Raw genomic sequence first — 17,038 nt, forward strand, 5'->3', positions numbered from 1 at the left:
AATGCTGTTTAATGACCTGGAGACGCTGCAAGAGCAATTTTCATCCTGGCCTCAGATTATGCGTGCTTTTGGGGCACAGCAAAGCTGTCGCGTCACTTATCAGTTAATGCAAGAGGTCTTTAAGCGGCAGCTTTCCGCTCAACAAGCCGATCGACTTTGCCCGATTCTCGAACTCGCTCGCCAATCCTTAGGGTCAGTAAATTAAACCGCAAATCGCCTCGCGCTCATGGCTCTTGAGCGATCGCTTAGACAGCAGAGCAAAAGCTAGTTTCTTTCTGTTTAACCTTTAACCTGCTTAACCTTTAAAGAGGTCACTCCTCACAAACTTAATTTTCAAATTTGCGTTCAGTAAAATCTTGCTTTCTACGGTTAGAAACTGTGAAAAGAGCTCGTAAAGCTCCGTAACAAACCCGGATGGGTAAGGCTATTTTTTCAAGTTCTTTAGTGAAGCTGGGCTTTCTGCCATTCGCTCCTCAATCCGCAGCTTTTTATCAAATCAAACAATTTTTACAGCCCTCAGCAGACATCGAAATACCCTGCTTAATCCAAGACCGTTAAACCCAAACAATTATGATTACCGCAAAAACCGCAGCAACCTTAACAGAATCATCGAATCCTGCCCGGCAGAAACATCCCAAAAAGCATAACCACTACGGCTTTCGTGACTTTTTTCACTTCGACCCTGATAAAGGGACGATCGTCGATTGGAATGGTAGCCACAATATCTTAACGACTGAAGATTTTATTATTGGCTTGGTCGAGGGGCTAGAAGAAGAAGTGGGCGATGCCTCTGCCGTTACCATGTACACGATCGGCTGTGAGTGGGGTCAGAAAGACGCTTTCTTCTTTGAGAAATGGTTTGAAAAGGAGTTCGATTGTGGAATGCGTCAAACGAATCTGCTGTTTCTGCTAGAAACCTGGTGGTGGCCCTTTGTATCGCAGGGGTGGGGACGCTGGGAAGTGGATATGGGCGATCGAAAGCAGGGCTTTATGTTTATTAACATTTTCGATTCAGCCGTTGCTCGAACGCTTGGCGATGTGGGGAAGCCTGTCTGTCATCTTTACGCAGGTCTCTTTGCCGGATTTTTCACGGAGTTAGTTAGAAAACAGCTAAGCTGCATCGAAATTCAGTGCTACTCAATGGGCGAAACCTACTGCAAATTCTTGCTCGGCGGACAGGAGCGAATTGATGCAGCGACATTTTGGTTAAACGAGGGCGCAACCGCAAAAGATATTGAGAAACGGCTAAAAGCCGGGGAGGTGCTGCGATGACCAATGCACTCTTTTCCTTGCCCAACGGTTCAGCCCATTCAAATCATTCCTGGATGCAGCAGTCTGTCCAGCAGTTCTTCAGCCACTTCAACTGGGACAATCAACCCCCGGAGCTGCATAAATTTCAGATATCTTCTGGGTCGGATGATGATCCTGCTGCCAGTTTAATGCTGACGGTCAGCCAGTTCTTTAGCACCATCAACTGGGAAGGCAGCCTGCTTCATTTACAAGGAGAACCGCATTGCACCACAACCCTGGAAGACTCCCTTTTTCCTGCCTCTGTTGAGTCGTTTACGCTTGATGATTTTTCTGATTTGTTTTGATCTGAATCTAAATCTGATCCGAAATCTAATTTGATCTGGATCTAAACTCTGTTTGCAGCCGTTCCTTTTGCCCTTCATCCTCTGCTTATGAATTCTTTTCTTGAATCCATTTTTGATAACGCAGAAAACCGCTTCCTTAAGCCAGAAGAACTGAAGCTCCTGAACCAGTATGTTGGTTCTCTACCCGATCGCCTTCAAATTTACCGAATGCTGCGCGATCGTGAAATCGACATTATGCAGTGGGTTGCGGATCAGCTTCAGGCGGCCATGCCCCAAGAAAAAACTGAGCTTTTAGAACGCAGTATTAAAAATGCAGTGCTGATGCTGCGCTACTGCGCGATGGGAATGCTGATGAACGACGATCGGATTGTGTGTGATCGATATGTTACCTGGTTCAGTGAAATGAGCCACATTTACAACACTGAAGCGATTGACGCGACCCTTTATCACTACCTGAATCTAAGGCTAACTCAAACCTTAGACAGCAAGGCAATGAATCTGCTCAGGCCAATGCTGCTGCTGGCTCAAGCTCAACAGCCTGAAACCGCTTTGCTCAGCGGTGGTCTGCTCGGCTAATTCTTTTTGCCCTTAATTCGCCAATTGCTTCTCTCTCCCCCTCCCCTAACTTCATCCCTATGATTTCTGTTGCAGATTTAATCAGCAATGCTCCCGTTCCAGGTAACTATTTCGCGCCAGATGTGTATGTCCGTAGTGAATTAGAACTGGGGCTGCTCCAAAACCGTCAGGGCGATCGGCTACTTGCTCTACCTGAAACTCTGCTGCAAGCCATCTATTCTGGACTCGAAAAAGAAACTGGACAGGCAGCTCGTCTCGTCCTGTTTAACTGCGGTCGCTGGTGGGGCAAAAGCTTTTACACCCGTTTCTGGGAGCAGCTCAGTCACTACTACGAAACTTCAGCAGCGAATCTGCCAATGGCTGAATTTCTGCGCTGTCTGCAGCAGTGCTGGATTACCCATGGCTGGGGCAGGCTTGAACTCGACCAGACTTATCAAAGTCGCGGCTTCTTGATCATTAAAATTTGGAACTCTCCCTTTGTTCGTCTTGCACCTCAGTGGGAGTATCCGGTTTGTTTTTTAGAGGCGGGCGTTTTATCAAGCTTTTTCAGTCAATTGTCGGGCAGGGAGCTACACTGTATCCAAACAAGCTGTGAATCTCTAGGCGCGGACTGTAATCGCTTTGTTCTAGGTTTGTCAAAGCGGATTGAGCCAGCCGAAACAATGGTGACTAACTTCGACCACGATACAATTATGCAGCAGCTTTGCCAGTAGAGCTTTGGGGTGAGATGTTTTGCTGAGGGTGAGCGCACGTGGCAAAACCTCTAGAAAGTGAACCAAAACGTTCAAAATATCGTCTTCTCGGTCTGGTTGGGCAAGGACAGTTTGGGCGTGTGTTTTGTGGCGCCCATCGGCAGACCGGGCAGCTTGCTGCGCTAAAAGACCTCGATCGCCATCGCTTTCCCACAGCTAAATTTTTACGGGAACTCCGCTTTCTACTTAGCCTCCAGCACCCTAACATTGTGATGTTTCAGGCAGTTGAGCATACCGCGACCGGACGCTACCTGGTCATGGACTACTGCGAAGGCGGCACACTCAGAAGCTTGATTGCAGAAGAGGGCGGACTCAGCTTTTCCCAGAGCCTAAAGCTGGTGATCGATATTCTGGCAGGGCTGGAACACGCTCATGCTCGGCAGATTGTTCACTGCGACATCAAACCGGAAAATATCCTGCTCAACGTAACCTCGATCGGCTGGACAGCCCGCATTTCTGATTTTGGCATTGCCCGTCTCAATCAAGAATTAGACGATCATCGCCTGAGCAATACCAATAGCGGTTCGCCTGCTTACATGGCTCCAGAACGGTTTTATGGTCAGTTTTCTCCTATTTCTGACCTGTATGCAGTTGGAGTGTTGCTGTACGAACTGCTGGTGGGTCATCGCCCTTTTTCGGGAACTCCTGCTGAGTTAATGACCGCCCACCTGAATCATCCGGTCACTTTTCCAGCGTCTTTTCCCGAAGTTTGGAAGCCAATTCTTGTCACTGCGCTGCAAAAGCTTTCGGCGCGGCGATTTCGATCGGCACAGGAAATGCGAGAAGCCATTCTCTCGATCGCTCGTGCCGCTGATTTGCTCGATTCAACAGCAGTCCTGCCTTTGCTTAAACCAGTAACGTTGCCTTGTTCTACAGCGTTTCATGCTCAATCTCAAGAAACGTTGCGCTCCCCTGTCACTGCGCTCTGCGCGACGGCAAATCAGCTCCAGACCTATGTGTTTCGAGGTAGCAATCAACAAGCCGCTTTTCAAGCCTATCAGGGAGCAGACCCGTTGCCGACGACCTACATTCCTTGCTCAAAGCTTTGGCAGCTTGCGCGACTACCCTCTCCAATTATCCAGTTAGCTTGTCGTCCTCAAGGCTGCTTTGTAGTTGCAGAAAAGGCTCTTTACCTCATCTGCCCAGAGGTGCAGGCAGCTACCTTAATCCCTCAGCAAATCAGAAGCCTGCTGCCGTTTAGCCAGGTGGTGCTCGAAGCAAAAGGACGCTGGCTTGCAGTGCTTGCCCCCAACTCACACGGCGAACCCTATCTCTGCTTTGAGCGTTTGTCTCAGGTGGCAACCCAAATGCAGATCGTCTCTGACCCAATGCCGATTTCCCTGCCTGGGCGATCGACGCGTTCCAGTCGCATCTTTGCACTCGATGCCCATCACGTTGCAATCTTGACCGATATTGACAGCGACGGCGACCAAGGCGGATTGACCGTCAAATCCTCACAGAAAGCTGAGGAGCTGAGCCACGGTACAGAAGTCCAAATTTTCTGCCGGAGAGGGCTTCGCATTGGAGCATTAATGCTGCCCCTCCGCCTGGGAGCTACCCTGGTGACTTCCAAGCCTTATCGTTTGCTAGCGGTCGATCGGGACAACCCTGGTCTTGTGGCACTGCTTGACCTCAAGCCCTACCGCATCCTGAGAATTAGCGTTGATATTACCCCCATTTTTCTGGCAACGGCTCCCTGGGGGTATCTGCTGTCAGATCAGGAAGGAAAAATCGTTTTGCTTGACGTAGAAGGGCAAAAAGTGGGCTGTCTCATCGCGCCCGAACCGATTACAGCAATAACTGCCCTGGAGCAGCACCAAGTGGCGATCGCTACCTGGAACGGCTCACAGGGCAGCCTCTATACCGTGAATCTCAAAGACGTTGACGTTGACCTGATTTTCTAGTTTGAGCTTAAAAAGTAGCTTGAAATCAGAATCGCTCTAAACCGAGGCGGAATAAGAGCGATGGGGCAGAACTTCGGATAGTGCAACTTGCAGCATTGCTGAGGCTTCACGAAAATCGCTGCGATTGTGGAAGCGATCGATTCGGCAAAGAACCTGCTGTTTATTGAAGAGCAGCACCGTCGGTAAAGTTTTGAGTTTATAGGTGTTTGATAACTTAAGATTGTCGTCTGCGTTGATACTGACTAGTTTGATTTGCCCGTCCCAATCTTTCTGGAGTTCAAGCAGTAGCGGATCAATCATCCGACAGACTCCGCACCAGGGTGCCCAAAAGTTTACCAGCACAGGCGTAGCCGAACCCAAGACTTCCTGATCGAATGTCAACTGATTTACCGTTAGCATCATGTTGCCCATTTTCTAATTGTTCGTTCCATGAGCCTTTGGGATCATGCTACCAGCCTACGTTACTCGTTGCGCGAATCAAAATAGGGTGAATCCACCAAAAGATCAGTACGAATAGGGTCACTCCGATGTAGGCAGGACGCAGCATTTCTTTCAGATGAAATGTTTGCCGCCCCTGCAAGATTGCCAGGAACGGAATCACGGAAGTTCTTGCTCTTACCACATCAAATGCTTCTCCATAGCGAACTTTGAGCCGTCGATCGCCGTGCCACACAGCAAACAGGTGATGCAGAATCAGCCCCAGCGAAGTCACAATCATAAAGCTGGTTCCGACCCATAGCGTATGGGCAATACACCAAATTACCTGCCCCACCATCTGCGGGTGACGGGTAATCCGAATAATGCCCGTTTCGTAAAGATGTACTTGAGGCTTTTGAATTGCAGCCACTTCCAGCAAATTAAAGGTTGCCGGATAAAGAAACAAAAACGAAATAGCAGACAGTATCCAGACGATCGCCTCAACGGTTCCATTGCCCTGAACATTCCACAGGCGCACCCCGTCATAGCGATGACTAATAAAATACACAATCAGAACCACGGCATAGGGCAAACTTACCAAGGCAAACATAACCCGATAGAGCCGTGCCCCAATCAGCTTTTCGCCTTTAGGGCGCAGTGCCGCCAGCCCGCTATGCACGATCGCAAAACCCAGCAGCAGCCCGAACATGATTCCGTGGCTTGCAGTCAGCCATCCTTCACCCATAACCTGTATCCACCCAGTAATAAAGAAGCAATAAAAGAATTCGTTAAAAAATATTGCAGCCCTAGATCAGGACTTTAGACCGAGAGGGTGCTTGCTGTAAATGGGAAAACCTGACGATCGATCGCGACTTTTCCGCCGGATTTTCCTTGGCGGGAAAGTTGCACTTTAGGGCTTTCTGATAGTAAGATTGTAGACTGTGTCAAATCAGCTAAACCAGTAGGCGAGCCATGCCCAAACTTAAGACTCGTAAAGCCGCCGCCAAGCGGTTCCAGCGTAGCGGTAGCGGTAAGTTAATGCGCCGCAAGGCTTTTAAAAATCACCTGCTCCAGCACAAGTCCGCCGAGCGCAAGCGTCGAATCACCGGATTAGCGGTCGTGAACGAGCGGGATGCTGAAAACGTTGAACTGATGCTGCCTTATTCGTAAATTGAAGTCCAGGAGAAGTAAAGTTATATGACACGGGTTAAGCGCGGCAATGTCGCTCGCAAACGCCGCAAAAAGATTCTCAAATTAGCGAAGGGCTTCCGGGGGTCTCACTCTCGGCTGTTCCGCACGGCCAATCAGGTCGTGATGAAGGCACTGCGAAATGCCTATCGCGATCGTCGCCGCCGTAAGCGCGATTTTCGTCGTCTGTGGATCGTTCGCATTAACGCCGCCGCACGGCAGCATGGCATCAGCTACAGCAAATTGATGGGCGGACTGAAGAAAGCAGAGGTGCAAATTAACCGCAAGATGCTGGCACAAATGGCAGTGCTTGACCCGGCTGGGTTTGGCAAAGTAGTTGAGGTAGTCACCCAGGCTTAACGTCTGCTGTTCTTTGACGCTTGCCCTAATACAGCTTAACTGTCGGTTATGAAACCGAGTTCAAATTTGCCTGAGCAAGTGATTGCTGAGGCGAATTGTTTTAAGTAGACAAAAATTGTTTACCTCAACTTCTATTTACCTTAACTAGTTCGCTGCATGAAGCTTCTGCGGAAGAGATTCGATCGCCTCAATCGTTTTCTGTCTATGAGTTTGCTATTGGGTGGATGGGCGATCGGGTTTGTCTGTGGATTTGTGGAACCGGGAGCCGCAGCGACGTTGGCTGAAATTCGGCAGCGCGGCTATTTGGTAGTGGCAGTCAAAGACAATTTGCGTCCCCTGGGGTTTATTAGCAATGGCGGACAAGTTCAGGGGTTTGAAATTGACCTGGCACGCTGGCTGGCTCAGGCTTTGCTAGGGGATGCGAATGCAGTACAGTTTTTGCCCGTTGCGAACCGCGATCGAATCAGTAGCCTGCTCGAAGATCAAGCGGATTTAGTCATCGCCCGACTCAGCGTTACGGATGCCCGCGCTCGATTGGTGGATTTTAGCTTGCCTTACTTTATTGACGGCACCGGTTTTGTGACGCGAAGTGAGGCAGTTCAATCACTGCGGGATTTGAGCGGACAGCAAATTGCAGTGCTAAATGGGTCAGATACGATATCAACGGTTCGATCGCTCATCCCCAACGTGCAGCTACGGGGCATCAATTCATACCAGGAAGCAAAGGCAGTGTTGCAGACAGATGAGGTAGCCGCATTTGCAGCAGACGCGACGGTGCTAGCAGGCTGGGTGCAAGAATTCCCAGACGATCGCCTGTTGCCAAATCTGATTTCTGCTGATGCGCTTGCCGTTGGAATGCCAAGAGGACAGCAGTTTGCCGCTTTGCGGCAGCAGGTGAATACAGCGATCGAGCAGTGGCAAGAGTCTGGAACGTTGCAGCAGCGAGTGTTGTTTTGGGGTTTACCCGAAGACGGTATTCCTGAGGTGAGACAAACATCTGAATTCTGACCGTTTTACAGCCAATATCGTAGTTTGCGATACTAAGACACGCTCCCAATTCCCTTAACGTAGCGATACCGGAGAACAGGAAGCGATCGATCTTCTATTTCGGGATTCTCTACGTTGAGATATTATGCGGCTGGAACAGTTGCAAGCATTTTTGGCAGTGGCGGAAGCGGGTAGTTTTCAGCAGGCAACCCGTCGCTGTCAAGTGACGCAGTCCACGATTAGTCGGCAAATTCAGGCATTAGAAGCAGAGCTGGGGCTACCCCTGTTTCATCGCGCCTCTCAGGCAAAGCTGACGATCGCCGGAGAACGTTTTTTGCCGCGTGCTCGTAAAATCTGTCAGGAATGGCAGAACGCAACGACGGAGTTGGCGGATTTGGTAGCAGGCAAGCAGCCGGAACTTTGTGTAGCGTCGATACACTCGGTTTCTGCGTACTTCCTGCCGCCTGTGCTTCAGCAGTTCTGTCAGGATTATCCAGAGGTGCAGCTTCGCGTCACTTCGTTGGGCAGCGATCGTGCCCTAAAGGTGCTGAAAGATGGCTTGGTGGATCTGGCGATCGTGATGAACAACCGCTTTCTCACCTCTAGCGCAGAAATTGTGGTGGACTCTCTGTTTCAGGAGCCGATCGCGGTTCTGATCTCGTCTAGTCACCCCCTCACGCAGTACGATCGAATTCCGTGGGCCGAATTGTCTTGCTATCCGCAGGTGGTGTTTAAGGACGGATACGGAATGCAGCGATTGGTGCAAGAGCAGTTTCAGCGATCGGGGCTTTCGTTGCAGCCAGCGATCGAACTAAATACGCTGGATGGTTTTCGCGGTATGGTGCGACAGGGAAATCTGGTTGCCCTGCTGCCTCAGTCCGCGCTATCGGAGATGAAGAGTGATCCGACGCTGGCAATTCGCCCAACCGACGAGCCGATCATTAGCCGCGAAGTAGTGCTGGTCACCACCCAGGATCGTCTGGAAATCCCTCCGATTCAGCGATTTCGCGAACTGGTACATCAGCTTGTGGCAGTGCCGCGCCTGCTGCTGCCATCGACTCCGAATGACCTGCTTGGCTCCCGATGGCCTCTTTAACCTCCTGACCTGAATCTCCTGACCTGCTAACCCGATCGCAAACAACCCGACCGCCCATGAGTGAAGCATTTCGTAATCTGCTCCGTAAAGTGGGCAGTGGACCGCACACGAGCGAGGATTTGACCCGGACTGAGGCAGCCGCTGCCACACGTATGATGTTGACTCAAGAAGCTACCCCCGCTCAGATTGGCGCATTTATGATTGCCCACCGCATCAAGCGTCCAACCGGGGAAGAACTGGCGGGAATGCTGGATGCCTATGACGAACTAGGACCGAAACTAACGCCGATCGCCGCGACCGTTCCAACCTTGGTAATGAGCATTCCGTATGACGGACGATCGCGTACTTCGCCGGTCAGTCCACTGGTTGCGCTGATGCTGGCAACGGTAGGCTGTCCGGTCGTGATGCACGGCGGCAGACGCATGCCTACCAAAGAGGGGATTCCGCTGATTGAGATTTGGCAGGGGTTGGGAATTGATTGGTCTACCCTTTCGCTGATGCAAGTCCAGCAGGTATTTGAGCAGACGCGGGTGGGATTTGTTTATCTACCAACCCATTTTCCCCTGGCAGAAGGACTCGTGCCCTATCGGGAAGAAATCGGCAAGCGTCCGCCTTTTGCCACGCTGGAGCTATTCTGGTGTCCCTATCAGGGAGAGTCGAGGCTGGTGTCTGGCTTTGTGCATCCTCCAACCGAAGAAATGGCGCGATCGGCGTTTGCCCTACGCGGAACTGATCGCTTTATGACCGTGAAAGGACTAGAAGGAAGCTGTGACCTGCCCCGTGAGCGCACCTGCATTATCGGCATTCACACACCGGAAAGCGGGACAGAACTCAATCGGCTCCTGCTGCACCCGCGAGACTATGGTTTTGATGCCGCCGAAGTGCCTCTGAAAGACGAAGCGCAGTACATCGACCAACTGAAAACAGTGCTGCACGGCGAACCCAGCGAGCTGCTGAAATCAACGGTTTGGAACGGCGGCTTTTATCTCTGGCAGTCTGGATTGTGTCCTGATCTGGCGATCGGACTGGAGGAAGCAAGACGGCTGCTGTTGAGCGGCAAAGTGCTGCAATTTCTTCAGGAGTTGCGTGAAAGTTTGGAGCGGGTCTGAGAACGATACACTAGTATCTTGCATTTCACAGACAATCGACGTTCACGCATCATGATTCAGCCTTTTGTTCCGATCGCCCTGACGATCGCAGGTTCCGATAGCGGTGGCGGAGCCGGGATTCAGGCAGACCTCCGCACGTTTGCCTTTCATCGAGTGCATGGAACCAGTGCCCTCACTTGCATTACTGCCCAAAACACGATCGGCGTTACGCGAGTCGATGCTCTACCGCCAGAAGCAATCGCGGCACAGATTGAGGCAGTTGTTCAAGACATTGGCGTGCAGGCAGTAAAAACCGGAATGTTGCTGAATCAGGCAATTATTGCCACGGTTGCCGATCGCGCCGTTGAGCTAGCGCTGCCCAATCTGGTAATCGATCCGGTGATGGTGTCACGCACCGGGGCGCAGTTGATCGATGACGCAGCAGTTTCAACCCTGCGCGATCGACTCGTTCCCTTAGCCACAATCCTCACGCCCAATCGCTACGAGGCACAAATGCTGAGCGGTTTAGAAATTGATTCGCTCAACACCATGCAGGCGGCGGCTGAAAAAATCCGATCGCTGGGTGCAAAAGCGGTGCTGGTAAAAGGCGGCGGAATGCAGGGAGAACTGCGCGGCGTTGATGTTTGGTTTGATGGCGATCGGATGGAAGTCCTCCGCACAGAAACGGTAAACACAAACGATACTCACGGTACGGGCTGTACTTTGGCAGCAGCGATCGCGGCAAATTTGGCGCAGGGAAAGGATGCTCTTACTGCGACCCGGGCGGCAAAAACCTACGTCACCCATGCGCTTCACTACTCACTGCGAATCGGACAGGGACAGGGACCCGTAGGACACTTCTTCCCCCTGCTAGAGGTAAACCGTTAAGGTATCGCTATGATGCAAGATAGGCAGCATTCAAGCGAAGGAGTGGCGAAAGAATGCCCAAATTTGCAAATACGCTGGCATGGCAGCAGGCAGAACTGCTGATGCAGCCTGTTTTTATCCGTATTATCGACAATATTCGCAAGCAGCTTGACGAGTCTAGCTGGAAAGGCACTTATGAAGATGTGCAGGTCTGGTCAGCCGATGTGTCTGAAGCAATCAAGGCACAGGTTGTTGAGCTTCAGCAGCAACTTGCCACCGCAAGCCCCGAAGAAGCAGAAGAAATTCACGCCGTTCTCGATCGCCTTCCGAAGCCTCATCCCGGCTATCTGCTCTGTTTAGAGAAAAACGGTCAGCGCATCACGATCGACCTGTGGGAGCTATGCTATCAAATCTGCTTTCGCAACTACAGTCCAGTACTCAATGCGCTCGATCGCGATCTAAAGGTTGAAGTGGATACGACTCTGATTGACGAAACAGGGGACGTAGACTGGCAGCAGCTAGACGAAAAAGCAAAGCGAATTGTCGGTCAAATTTTCGGCAGTCTTCCCGGTGCGGTTACCCCAACCGAGCAGGAAGTTTGAGGGTTTGCACTAATCCCCAGCAGGAACATAGAGAATTTTCCATGCACCGTTCACTTGCCCTAAAATAAGACGTTCGCCAAGCGGTCGATAAGCATAGCGGTTAAACACAAAGCCCTTCTGTCCATCGGGCAGAATTGCAGGAGTCCAGCCGTCGATCGGGTGCAGCAGTTTTGCTTCGCGCTGTTCTGGCGGAAAATCTTCCCAGGCTTGCTGATCGAACTGCACGACCTCATTGCTCAGCACTCCGACGATCGCGCTATTTACCACGGGCTGGGCACGAACATTGACCCGATTTCCCACGACAATCACCCGACTGATTTCATAGCCAACTCCCGGTTCGGTTCCAGGATTGGGATACTGCTGATTAAAAGCCGCTGTTACGTTCGAGCAAATCCAGACTTCAGAATTGGCATCGACAGTTGGATAATCCGATCGCCTGGCTGCCGCGCATCCCCGACTAATCGATTTTTCTAAAACTCCCCAAAATCGCGAACTCGGATTCTCTAGCTCTAGCTGCTCAGCCGATCGGGGTGTCCCAAAGCCGATCGAAAGACCCTCAGCCGGAATCAATCCTTTCACAAACGCTACATTCCGATCGCGAACTGCCTGTCGAAACTGCGATCGAAACTGGTCAAACGCACTGCCAGGAGGAACTTCATCGCGCAAGACGATCGGCTGGCGGGGAGCAACTGAGGTCGAAGCCGTCAGACTATCCGGGGCGACGGGTTGATATGGGCTGACAGGTTGGCTAGAAGGTAACTGACTCGCTGAATTCTGGCTTAGCTGGCTTTGCCATGAAGAGGTAGAACGGTTGCTTTGCCTATTCAGGGCAGGGGGATCGATTGGCAACCTGAGGCGATCGTGATTCACCAGAGCAAGCGTGCCACCTATGATCGAGGAACTGAGCACAATAAACCAGACAAATAGATGCTGCGGCTTCATAGAGACTACTCTAGCAATTTGATTAAGTCTGAAAAGAGTGACTACAAAAGCGACGCGACAGTTTCAGCACAGCAGCTCAGTATGATGAGAAGTAAGGATGAACAAGGCACAGGCGAAAGACACCCATGACTCAGCTTCACGACCTCCAGCAAGCCGCAGGCGCAACCTTTACTACTCTTGCCGGGGTAGAAATTCCTGCTCGCTTTGGCAACGATGCCCAGGCATTTCAGGCGGCTCAGTCTGGTGTGGCACTTTACGATCGATCTCACTGGGGCAAAATTAGGGTGACAGGAGACGATCGGCTGCGGTTTCTCCATAACCAAACGACCAACAATTTTCAGACGCTTAATCCGGGGCAGGGTTGCGACACGGTATTTGTCACTTCAACAGCCCGGACAATCGACTTGGTCAGTGCCTATGCTATGGAAGATAGCGTGCTGCTGCTGGCTTCTCCCGGCTACAGCGAGAAACTGATTGCCTGGATGGATCGCTATATCTTTTTTGCGGACAAAGTAGAGCTAAAAGATTTGACCGCAACTCAAAGCGTTTTCAGCCTAATTGGTTCCGAGAGCAGCCAGGTTTTAGAAAAATTGGGCGCAGGGGCAATCGTCGATCAGCCGTTGGGCAATCATGTTCAAGCTGCGATCGGTGGGCAACCGGTAAGAATAGCAGTCGGTAGCGGACTCGCCCTAGCCGGATATACGCTGATTGCAGAGGTAGATCAGGCAGCAAATCTGTGGCAAACCCTGGCAGAAGCAGGAGCAGTTCCCATGGGTGAACAAGTCTGGCAGCAGCTCAGAATCCTTCAGGGGCGACCTGTTCCCGGTCAGGAACTCACCGACGACTATAACCCCCTCGAAGCCGGACTCTGGCAAACGATTTCCCTCAGCAAGGGCTGTTACATCGGACAGGAGACGATCGCCCGCCTTCACACCTATAAAGGCGTAAAACAGCAGCTCTGGGGCATCCAGCTCGATCGATCGGCTGAAATTGATACCCCAATTACTGTTGATGCTGAAAAAATTGGCAAGCTAACAAGCTGCACCCCAACCGAGAACGGTTTTTTTGGACTCGCCTACATTCGTACCAAGGCAATCGCTCCCGATTTAGTGGTACAGGTTGGTGAGGCAAAAGGACAACTGGCTTCGCTGCCGTTTATCAGCCATGAATATCTGTAAAGCCCTAACCTGAGTTTCAAAGTCCTCCATTGATGGGGAATTTAGAGGGCAATGCAGCATTTCTACGACTCCTCAAACCATCCCTTGCACAAGCCGTCCCCAGCTCGATTACCCCGTAGGAGGAATTGCTTAGCATCGCCTCATTTGCATCAGTGCAGCCTGGACAGGAGCAGGAAGTCGGCGCATGATTTTGCCCTTCTCTCGATCGATCGCTACCAGCGTCACCTGGGCAGTGATATACAGCTCTTGGGCATCCGGTGACTCAATACGGTAGTCCCAAAAAATTCGCACCCCCTGAGCCTGCACCATCCTGGCTTTTACAATTCCCTGCATTCCCAGCCGCATCGAGCGATGGTAGCGGATCGAAAGCTCTACTACGGGCAATTCACAGCCAAGGGTAACCCAATCTGCATAGTCAATCCCAATCGACCGCAGAGCCTCAACCCGCGCCTCCTCTAACCAGACAACATAAGAACCGTGCCAGACAATGCCGCCATGATCAGTATGATGAGGGTGAACGCGAATGGGATAGTCAAACCATTGGGGATTAGTTTGAGAATCGATCGATTGAATGGCTTGAGCGGAAGAAGGATCAATCTGTGGCATCGTTAAACCAGGCAAGGCTAAGGAGTATCATCCTGTTTTTATAATATTTTTTGCATCGGTTTAAACGTAAAACTTAGAAACAAAATAAGCTTTTCCTAATATCTCAAGCCGTCTTTGTTGCCTGATCGATTTGCTAAATACTTCTGTTATCAGCGCTTTTCAGCACCACCCGTTAAGTGCGATCGGCTCAAATTAAAGTTATCAAAACGATAAAAACTATTGACTTCGAGTAAAAAGCAGTGTAAGAACAAATCTCTCTAATTAAGAAACAATCGCCCTAATTGATTGACCTGATTTAACTAATTGAAACGATTATTTTTCTGTCCATTCCTTTACCTACAAGCTGTCCTAGACTGAGTCATAGAGCAATTCATGATTGACCGAGAACTCATCAGCAGCCTCGGGTTAAGGTTAAGGAGCAATTATGATAGAAAAAATTTTGCTGGCAAACTCTGGCATGGGACATACCGAAGAGATGCTCAAAGCTCTCATGGAAGTTCCCATGATCCAGCATGCCAAGGTTACTGTTTTACACGTCGTTTCACCCCAAGTCACCGCTGAGGGAATGACTCAAAAATGGGAAGAAGGCGGCAAAATTCTGGCAAACGCCATCCAAACCCTGAATCTCGACCCTGCACAGGTCAATGCAGTGCTACGCGAAGGCGATCCAAAAGATATTGTCTGTCGCGTTGCCGAAGAGATTGACACGGATCTCATTATTATGGGTTCGCGTGGTCTAAAGCGGATTCAGTCAATTCTAGAAAACTCAGTCAGCCAATACGTTTTTCAGCTTGCATCTCGTCCCATGCTGCTCGTGAAGGACGAGCTTTTTGTTAAGAAAATTAGTCGAGTCATGGTTGCTCTGGATAAGTCAGATGCTTCAAAAGACTCTCTAAAGCTAGCGATCTCCCTTGTGCGAGACATCAAGAACGGTCAACTCATTCTGGTTCACGCCAATTCTGACCTGAAACTCAAGCCTGGCGAAATTGCTGCAAATCCTAACGAAGACCCGGTGCTGATTCCAGCAATCACAGAAGCTAAAAAACAAGGAATTAATTACAAGTGTGTTGCGCCGGAAGGCAAGCCTGGCGAACGGATTTGTCAGGTGGCTGAAGAATTAAATGTCGATCTGTTGATTCTCGGTTCGCCCGATCGCCGTCCTTCAATCGCCAAAGGTCTCCCGGATCTCGATCGCCTGCTGGGACAATCGCTGTCAGACTATGTGCGCGTGTACGCCAACTGCCCGGTGCTGCTGGTGCGATCGGGAAGCTAACGGCAACAGTTCAGCCTTTTGGAAGTAGGGAATGCCTGAACTCACACCGCTTTTGCATCCCTGATTCACCTCAACCAATCAACTTAAAAAGTGCCAGAAGATAAGCTCCCTGGCACTTTCGATTATGCTTGAGTCACGACTGCTCAAGCGACAAACAATTCGTAGTCCCAATTCGTAGTCCGATAAACGACTCTACAAACTGATTAATCTTACGGGTTGTTCTGCCGACTCGCGGTTTGAATATACAGAATAATCAGAAATACCGCAGGCACCAGGACAAACAAAATCGTTGCAACAAAACCTAAATCATTAACTTGCATGAAACCCAGCCTCTAGATCATTTTGTTAACAATCCATGGTCTAAGGATACACCTCAACCTGACCAAAACAGAATGATCAGGACGACTTAGCGGGTTTTGTCACAATGCTGGCACTGCCGTGAACGAGCGTTTGGCAAGCAAGGCGGCAATTTGTCGATCGCTTCTTCAGCTTTTGCTCCTCAGTTGGCGTGCGGGGCGACAGGTTTTCCATCCCTTCCACAACTTCAACAACGCAGGTTCCACACTGACCGTAGCCGCCGCAGCTCATCATCTTGCCCATAAAGGTGTACAGGTCGATCCCGTTTTCCAATGCCTTAAAGCGGAGATTAGCTCCGTCTGCTACGATAACTTCCTTGTTTTCTTTAACAAACTTAATAGTTCCACCGAACGAAACTTTTGCCGGAGTTTGCGCTGCATCAGGGGCTTCTGAGGGCGTTAATTGTTCTTCTGCGCCAGTTTGAGTCATGCTTGCATTCGCCTCTCGCACTAGTTACACTTCTTTATACACTTTCATTTTTACAAGCGGATTGCCAAACTGTCCAAATTGTTTTTTTCAAGGAAAACAATCCAGTCTCCAAACTCCTTAAGTCTGATTAGACAAGAGGTTGAGCAACAGTTGTCAATCGTGCGATCGGGTGCTCCGATAATCTGGTAGGCTAACCAGTATTAGACACCTTAATAAAAGGCTGAAGGAAGCGTTGAAATTTATAGTAGGAGGAGCGTAGTCGATGGGACTACCCTGGTATCGCGTACACACAGTCGTCCTGAATGACCCAGGACGGTTGATTGCTGTACACCTGATGCACACCGCGCTGGTGGCAGGCTGGGCTGGCTCGATGGCACTCTACGAGCTAGCAATTTTTGATCCGAGCGATCCGGTACTCAACCCCATGTGGCGGCAAGGGATGTTCGTGATGCCCTTTATGGCGCGTCTCGGCGTCACTAGCTCTTGGGGCGGCTGGGGCATTACGGGCGAAACGGGCGTTGACCCCGGATTCTGGTCGTTTGAAGGCGTAGCCGCTGCTCACATTATTCTCTCTGGTTTGCTATTCCTGGCTGCCTGCTGGCACTGGGTCTACTGGGATTTAGAACTTTTTAGAGATCCGCGTACGGGTGAGCCTGCACTAGACTTGCCCAAAATGTTTGGAATTCATTTGTTCCTTTCTGGTTTGCTCTGTTTTGGATTCGGGGCATTCCACCTTACGGGTCTATTTGGGCCGGGCATGTGGGTGTCCGACGCCTACGGATTAACCGGAAGCGTGCAGCCTGTTGCTCCCGCCTGGGGTC

20 protein-coding genes and 2 pseudogenes are annotated in these 17,038 nt (G+C 50.6%); 16 read left to right on the forward strand and 6 right to left on the reverse strand.

The window, feature by feature from the left end; all coding sequences use genetic code 11:
- The 6 genes and pseudogenes from H6F80_RS22875 to H6F80_RS22900 all read left to right on the forward strand — a co-directional run.
- Positions 1-205 (forward strand): annotated as a pseudogene (locus tag H6F80_RS22875) (globin family protein); the annotation flags it as partial.
- Positions 206-570: 365 nt separating this feature from the next.
- Positions 571-1,272: a V4R domain-containing protein gene (locus H6F80_RS22880; RefSeq protein ID WP_190793835.1), complete on the forward strand. Its 702-nt coding sequence runs from the start codon at positions 571-573 to the stop codon at positions 1,270-1,272.
- A complete protein-coding gene (locus H6F80_RS22885; RefSeq protein WP_190793836.1) occupies positions 1,269-1,595 on the forward strand; it encodes a hypothetical protein in 327 nt (108 codons plus the stop codon). Before H6F80_RS22880 ends, H6F80_RS22885 begins: the two co-directional genes overlap by 4 nt.
- Before the next feature lie 87 nt (positions 1,596-1,682).
- Positions 1,683-2,171: a bilin-binding protein gene (locus tag H6F80_RS22890; protein WP_190793837.1), complete on the forward strand. Its 489-nt coding sequence runs from the start codon at positions 1,683-1,685 to the stop codon at positions 2,169-2,171.
- A gap of 59 nt (positions 2,172-2,230) precedes the next feature.
- Entirely contained in the window at positions 2,231-2,884 is a 654-nt protein-coding gene (locus tag H6F80_RS22895; RefSeq protein ID WP_190793838.1) for a V4R domain-containing protein, read from the forward strand.
- A gap of 38 nt (positions 2,885-2,922) precedes the next feature.
- Complete coding sequence (locus H6F80_RS22900) at positions 2,923-4,827, forward strand: protein kinase domain-containing protein (protein WP_190793839.1); 1,905 nt, start codon at positions 2,923-2,925, stop codon at positions 4,825-4,827.
- Positions 4,828-4,863: 36 nt separating this feature from the next.
- On the opposite strand, the gene H6F80_RS22905 is transcribed toward H6F80_RS22900, so the two are convergent.
- Positions 4,864-5,238, reverse strand: coding sequence for a thioredoxin family protein (locus H6F80_RS22905; RefSeq protein ID WP_242067523.1), 375 nt, complete (start codon positions 5,236-5,238; stop codon positions 4,864-4,866).
- Between the two features lie 37 nt (positions 5,239-5,275).
- Positions 5,276-5,989 carry an NnrU family protein gene (locus tag H6F80_RS22910; RefSeq protein WP_190793840.1) on the reverse strand — a complete coding sequence of 238 codons (714 nt, stop codon included), beginning with the start codon at positions 5,987-5,989 and terminating at the stop codon, positions 5,276-5,278.
- A gap of 227 nt (positions 5,990-6,216) precedes the next feature.
- On the opposite strand from H6F80_RS22910, the gene rpmI reads away from it, so the two are divergent.
- The 7 genes from rpmI (at position 6,217) to H6F80_RS22945 (ending at position 11,432) form a co-directional block, all read left to right on the forward strand.
- Positions 6,217-6,414, forward strand: a complete 198-nt coding sequence (gene rpmI, locus H6F80_RS22915) for a 50S ribosomal protein L35 (RefSeq protein ID WP_190793841.1) — start codon at positions 6,217-6,219, stop codon at positions 6,412-6,414.
- Between the two features lie 27 nt (positions 6,415-6,441).
- Positions 6,442-6,792, forward strand: a complete 351-nt coding sequence (gene rplT / locus H6F80_RS22920; protein WP_190793842.1) for a 50S ribosomal protein L20 — start codon at positions 6,442-6,444, stop codon at positions 6,790-6,792.
- A 204-nt stretch (positions 6,793-6,996) separates the two neighbouring features.
- Entirely contained in the window at positions 6,997-7,800 is an 804-nt protein-coding gene (locus tag H6F80_RS22925; RefSeq protein ID WP_190793854.1) for a transporter substrate-binding domain-containing protein, read from the forward strand.
- Positions 7,801-7,924: 124 nt separating this feature from the next.
- Positions 7,925-8,875 carry a LysR family transcriptional regulator gene (locus H6F80_RS22930; protein ID WP_190793843.1) on the forward strand — a complete coding sequence of 317 codons (951 nt, stop codon included), beginning with the start codon at positions 7,925-7,927 and terminating at the stop codon, positions 8,873-8,875.
- Between the two features lie 56 nt (positions 8,876-8,931).
- Positions 8,932-9,984 carry an anthranilate phosphoribosyltransferase family protein gene (locus tag H6F80_RS22935; protein WP_190793844.1) on the forward strand — a complete coding sequence of 351 codons (1,053 nt, stop codon included), beginning with the start codon at positions 8,932-8,934 and terminating at the stop codon, positions 9,982-9,984.
- 51 nt (positions 9,985-10,035) lie between these two features.
- A complete protein-coding gene (thiD, locus tag H6F80_RS22940; protein ID WP_190793845.1) occupies positions 10,036-10,851 on the forward strand; it encodes a bifunctional hydroxymethylpyrimidine kinase/phosphomethylpyrimidine kinase in 816 nt (271 codons plus the stop codon).
- Positions 10,852-10,904: 53 nt separating this feature from the next.
- Positions 10,905-11,432 (forward strand): hypothetical protein, encoded by a 528-nt coding sequence (locus H6F80_RS22945; protein WP_190793846.1) that lies wholly within the window; start codon positions 10,905-10,907, stop codon positions 11,430-11,432.
- Between the two features lie 9 nt (positions 11,433-11,441).
- Here H6F80_RS22945 and H6F80_RS22950 read toward each other — a convergent pair whose 3' ends face one another.
- The gene (locus tag H6F80_RS22950; RefSeq protein ID WP_190793847.1) at positions 11,442-12,374 is read right to left on the reverse strand and encodes an SH3 domain-containing protein; all 933 of its coding nucleotides are present in this window, start codon (positions 12,372-12,374) and stop codon (positions 11,442-11,444) included.
- 125 nt (positions 12,375-12,499) lie between these two features.
- Here H6F80_RS22950 and ygfZ point away from each other — a divergent pair, with 125 nt between their 5' ends.
- Positions 12,500-13,552 carry a CAF17-like 4Fe-4S cluster assembly/insertion protein YgfZ gene (gene ygfZ, locus H6F80_RS22955; protein ID WP_190793848.1) on the forward strand — a complete coding sequence of 351 codons (1,053 nt, stop codon included), beginning with the start codon at positions 12,500-12,502 and terminating at the stop codon, positions 13,550-13,552.
- 129 nt (positions 13,553-13,681) lie between these two features.
- On the opposite strand, the gene H6F80_RS22960 is transcribed toward ygfZ, so the two are convergent.
- Positions 13,682-14,158, reverse strand: coding sequence for an acyl-CoA thioesterase (locus tag H6F80_RS22960; protein ID WP_190793849.1), 477 nt, complete (start codon positions 14,156-14,158; stop codon positions 13,682-13,684).
- Positions 14,159-14,582: 424 nt separating this feature from the next.
- Here H6F80_RS22960 and H6F80_RS22965 point away from each other — a divergent pair, with 424 nt between their 5' ends.
- Positions 14,583-15,431, forward strand: coding sequence for a universal stress protein (locus H6F80_RS22965; protein WP_190793850.1), 849 nt, complete (start codon positions 14,583-14,585; stop codon positions 15,429-15,431).
- 209 nt (positions 15,432-15,640) lie between these two features.
- On the opposite strand, the gene psbM is transcribed toward H6F80_RS22965, so the two are convergent.
- Complete coding sequence (gene psbM, locus H6F80_RS22970; protein ID WP_190793851.1) at positions 15,641-15,751, reverse strand: photosystem II reaction center protein PsbM; 111 nt, start codon at positions 15,749-15,751, stop codon at positions 15,641-15,643.
- A gap of 76 nt (positions 15,752-15,827) precedes the next feature.
- Positions 15,828-16,217: a 2Fe-2S iron-sulfur cluster-binding protein gene (locus H6F80_RS22975; RefSeq protein ID WP_190793852.1), complete on the reverse strand. Its 390-nt coding sequence runs from the start codon at positions 16,215-16,217 to the stop codon at positions 15,828-15,830.
- 262 nt (positions 16,218-16,479) lie between these two features.
- Here H6F80_RS22975 and H6F80_RS22980 point away from each other — a divergent pair.
- Positions 16,480-17,038 (forward strand): annotated as a pseudogene (locus H6F80_RS22980) (photosystem II chlorophyll-binding protein CP47); the annotation flags it as partial.

The organism is Leptolyngbya sp. FACHB-711 (genome assembly GCF_014695615.1).
Lineage (GTDB): Bacteria > Cyanobacteriota > Cyanobacteriia > Elainellales > Elainellaceae > Leptolyngbya_A.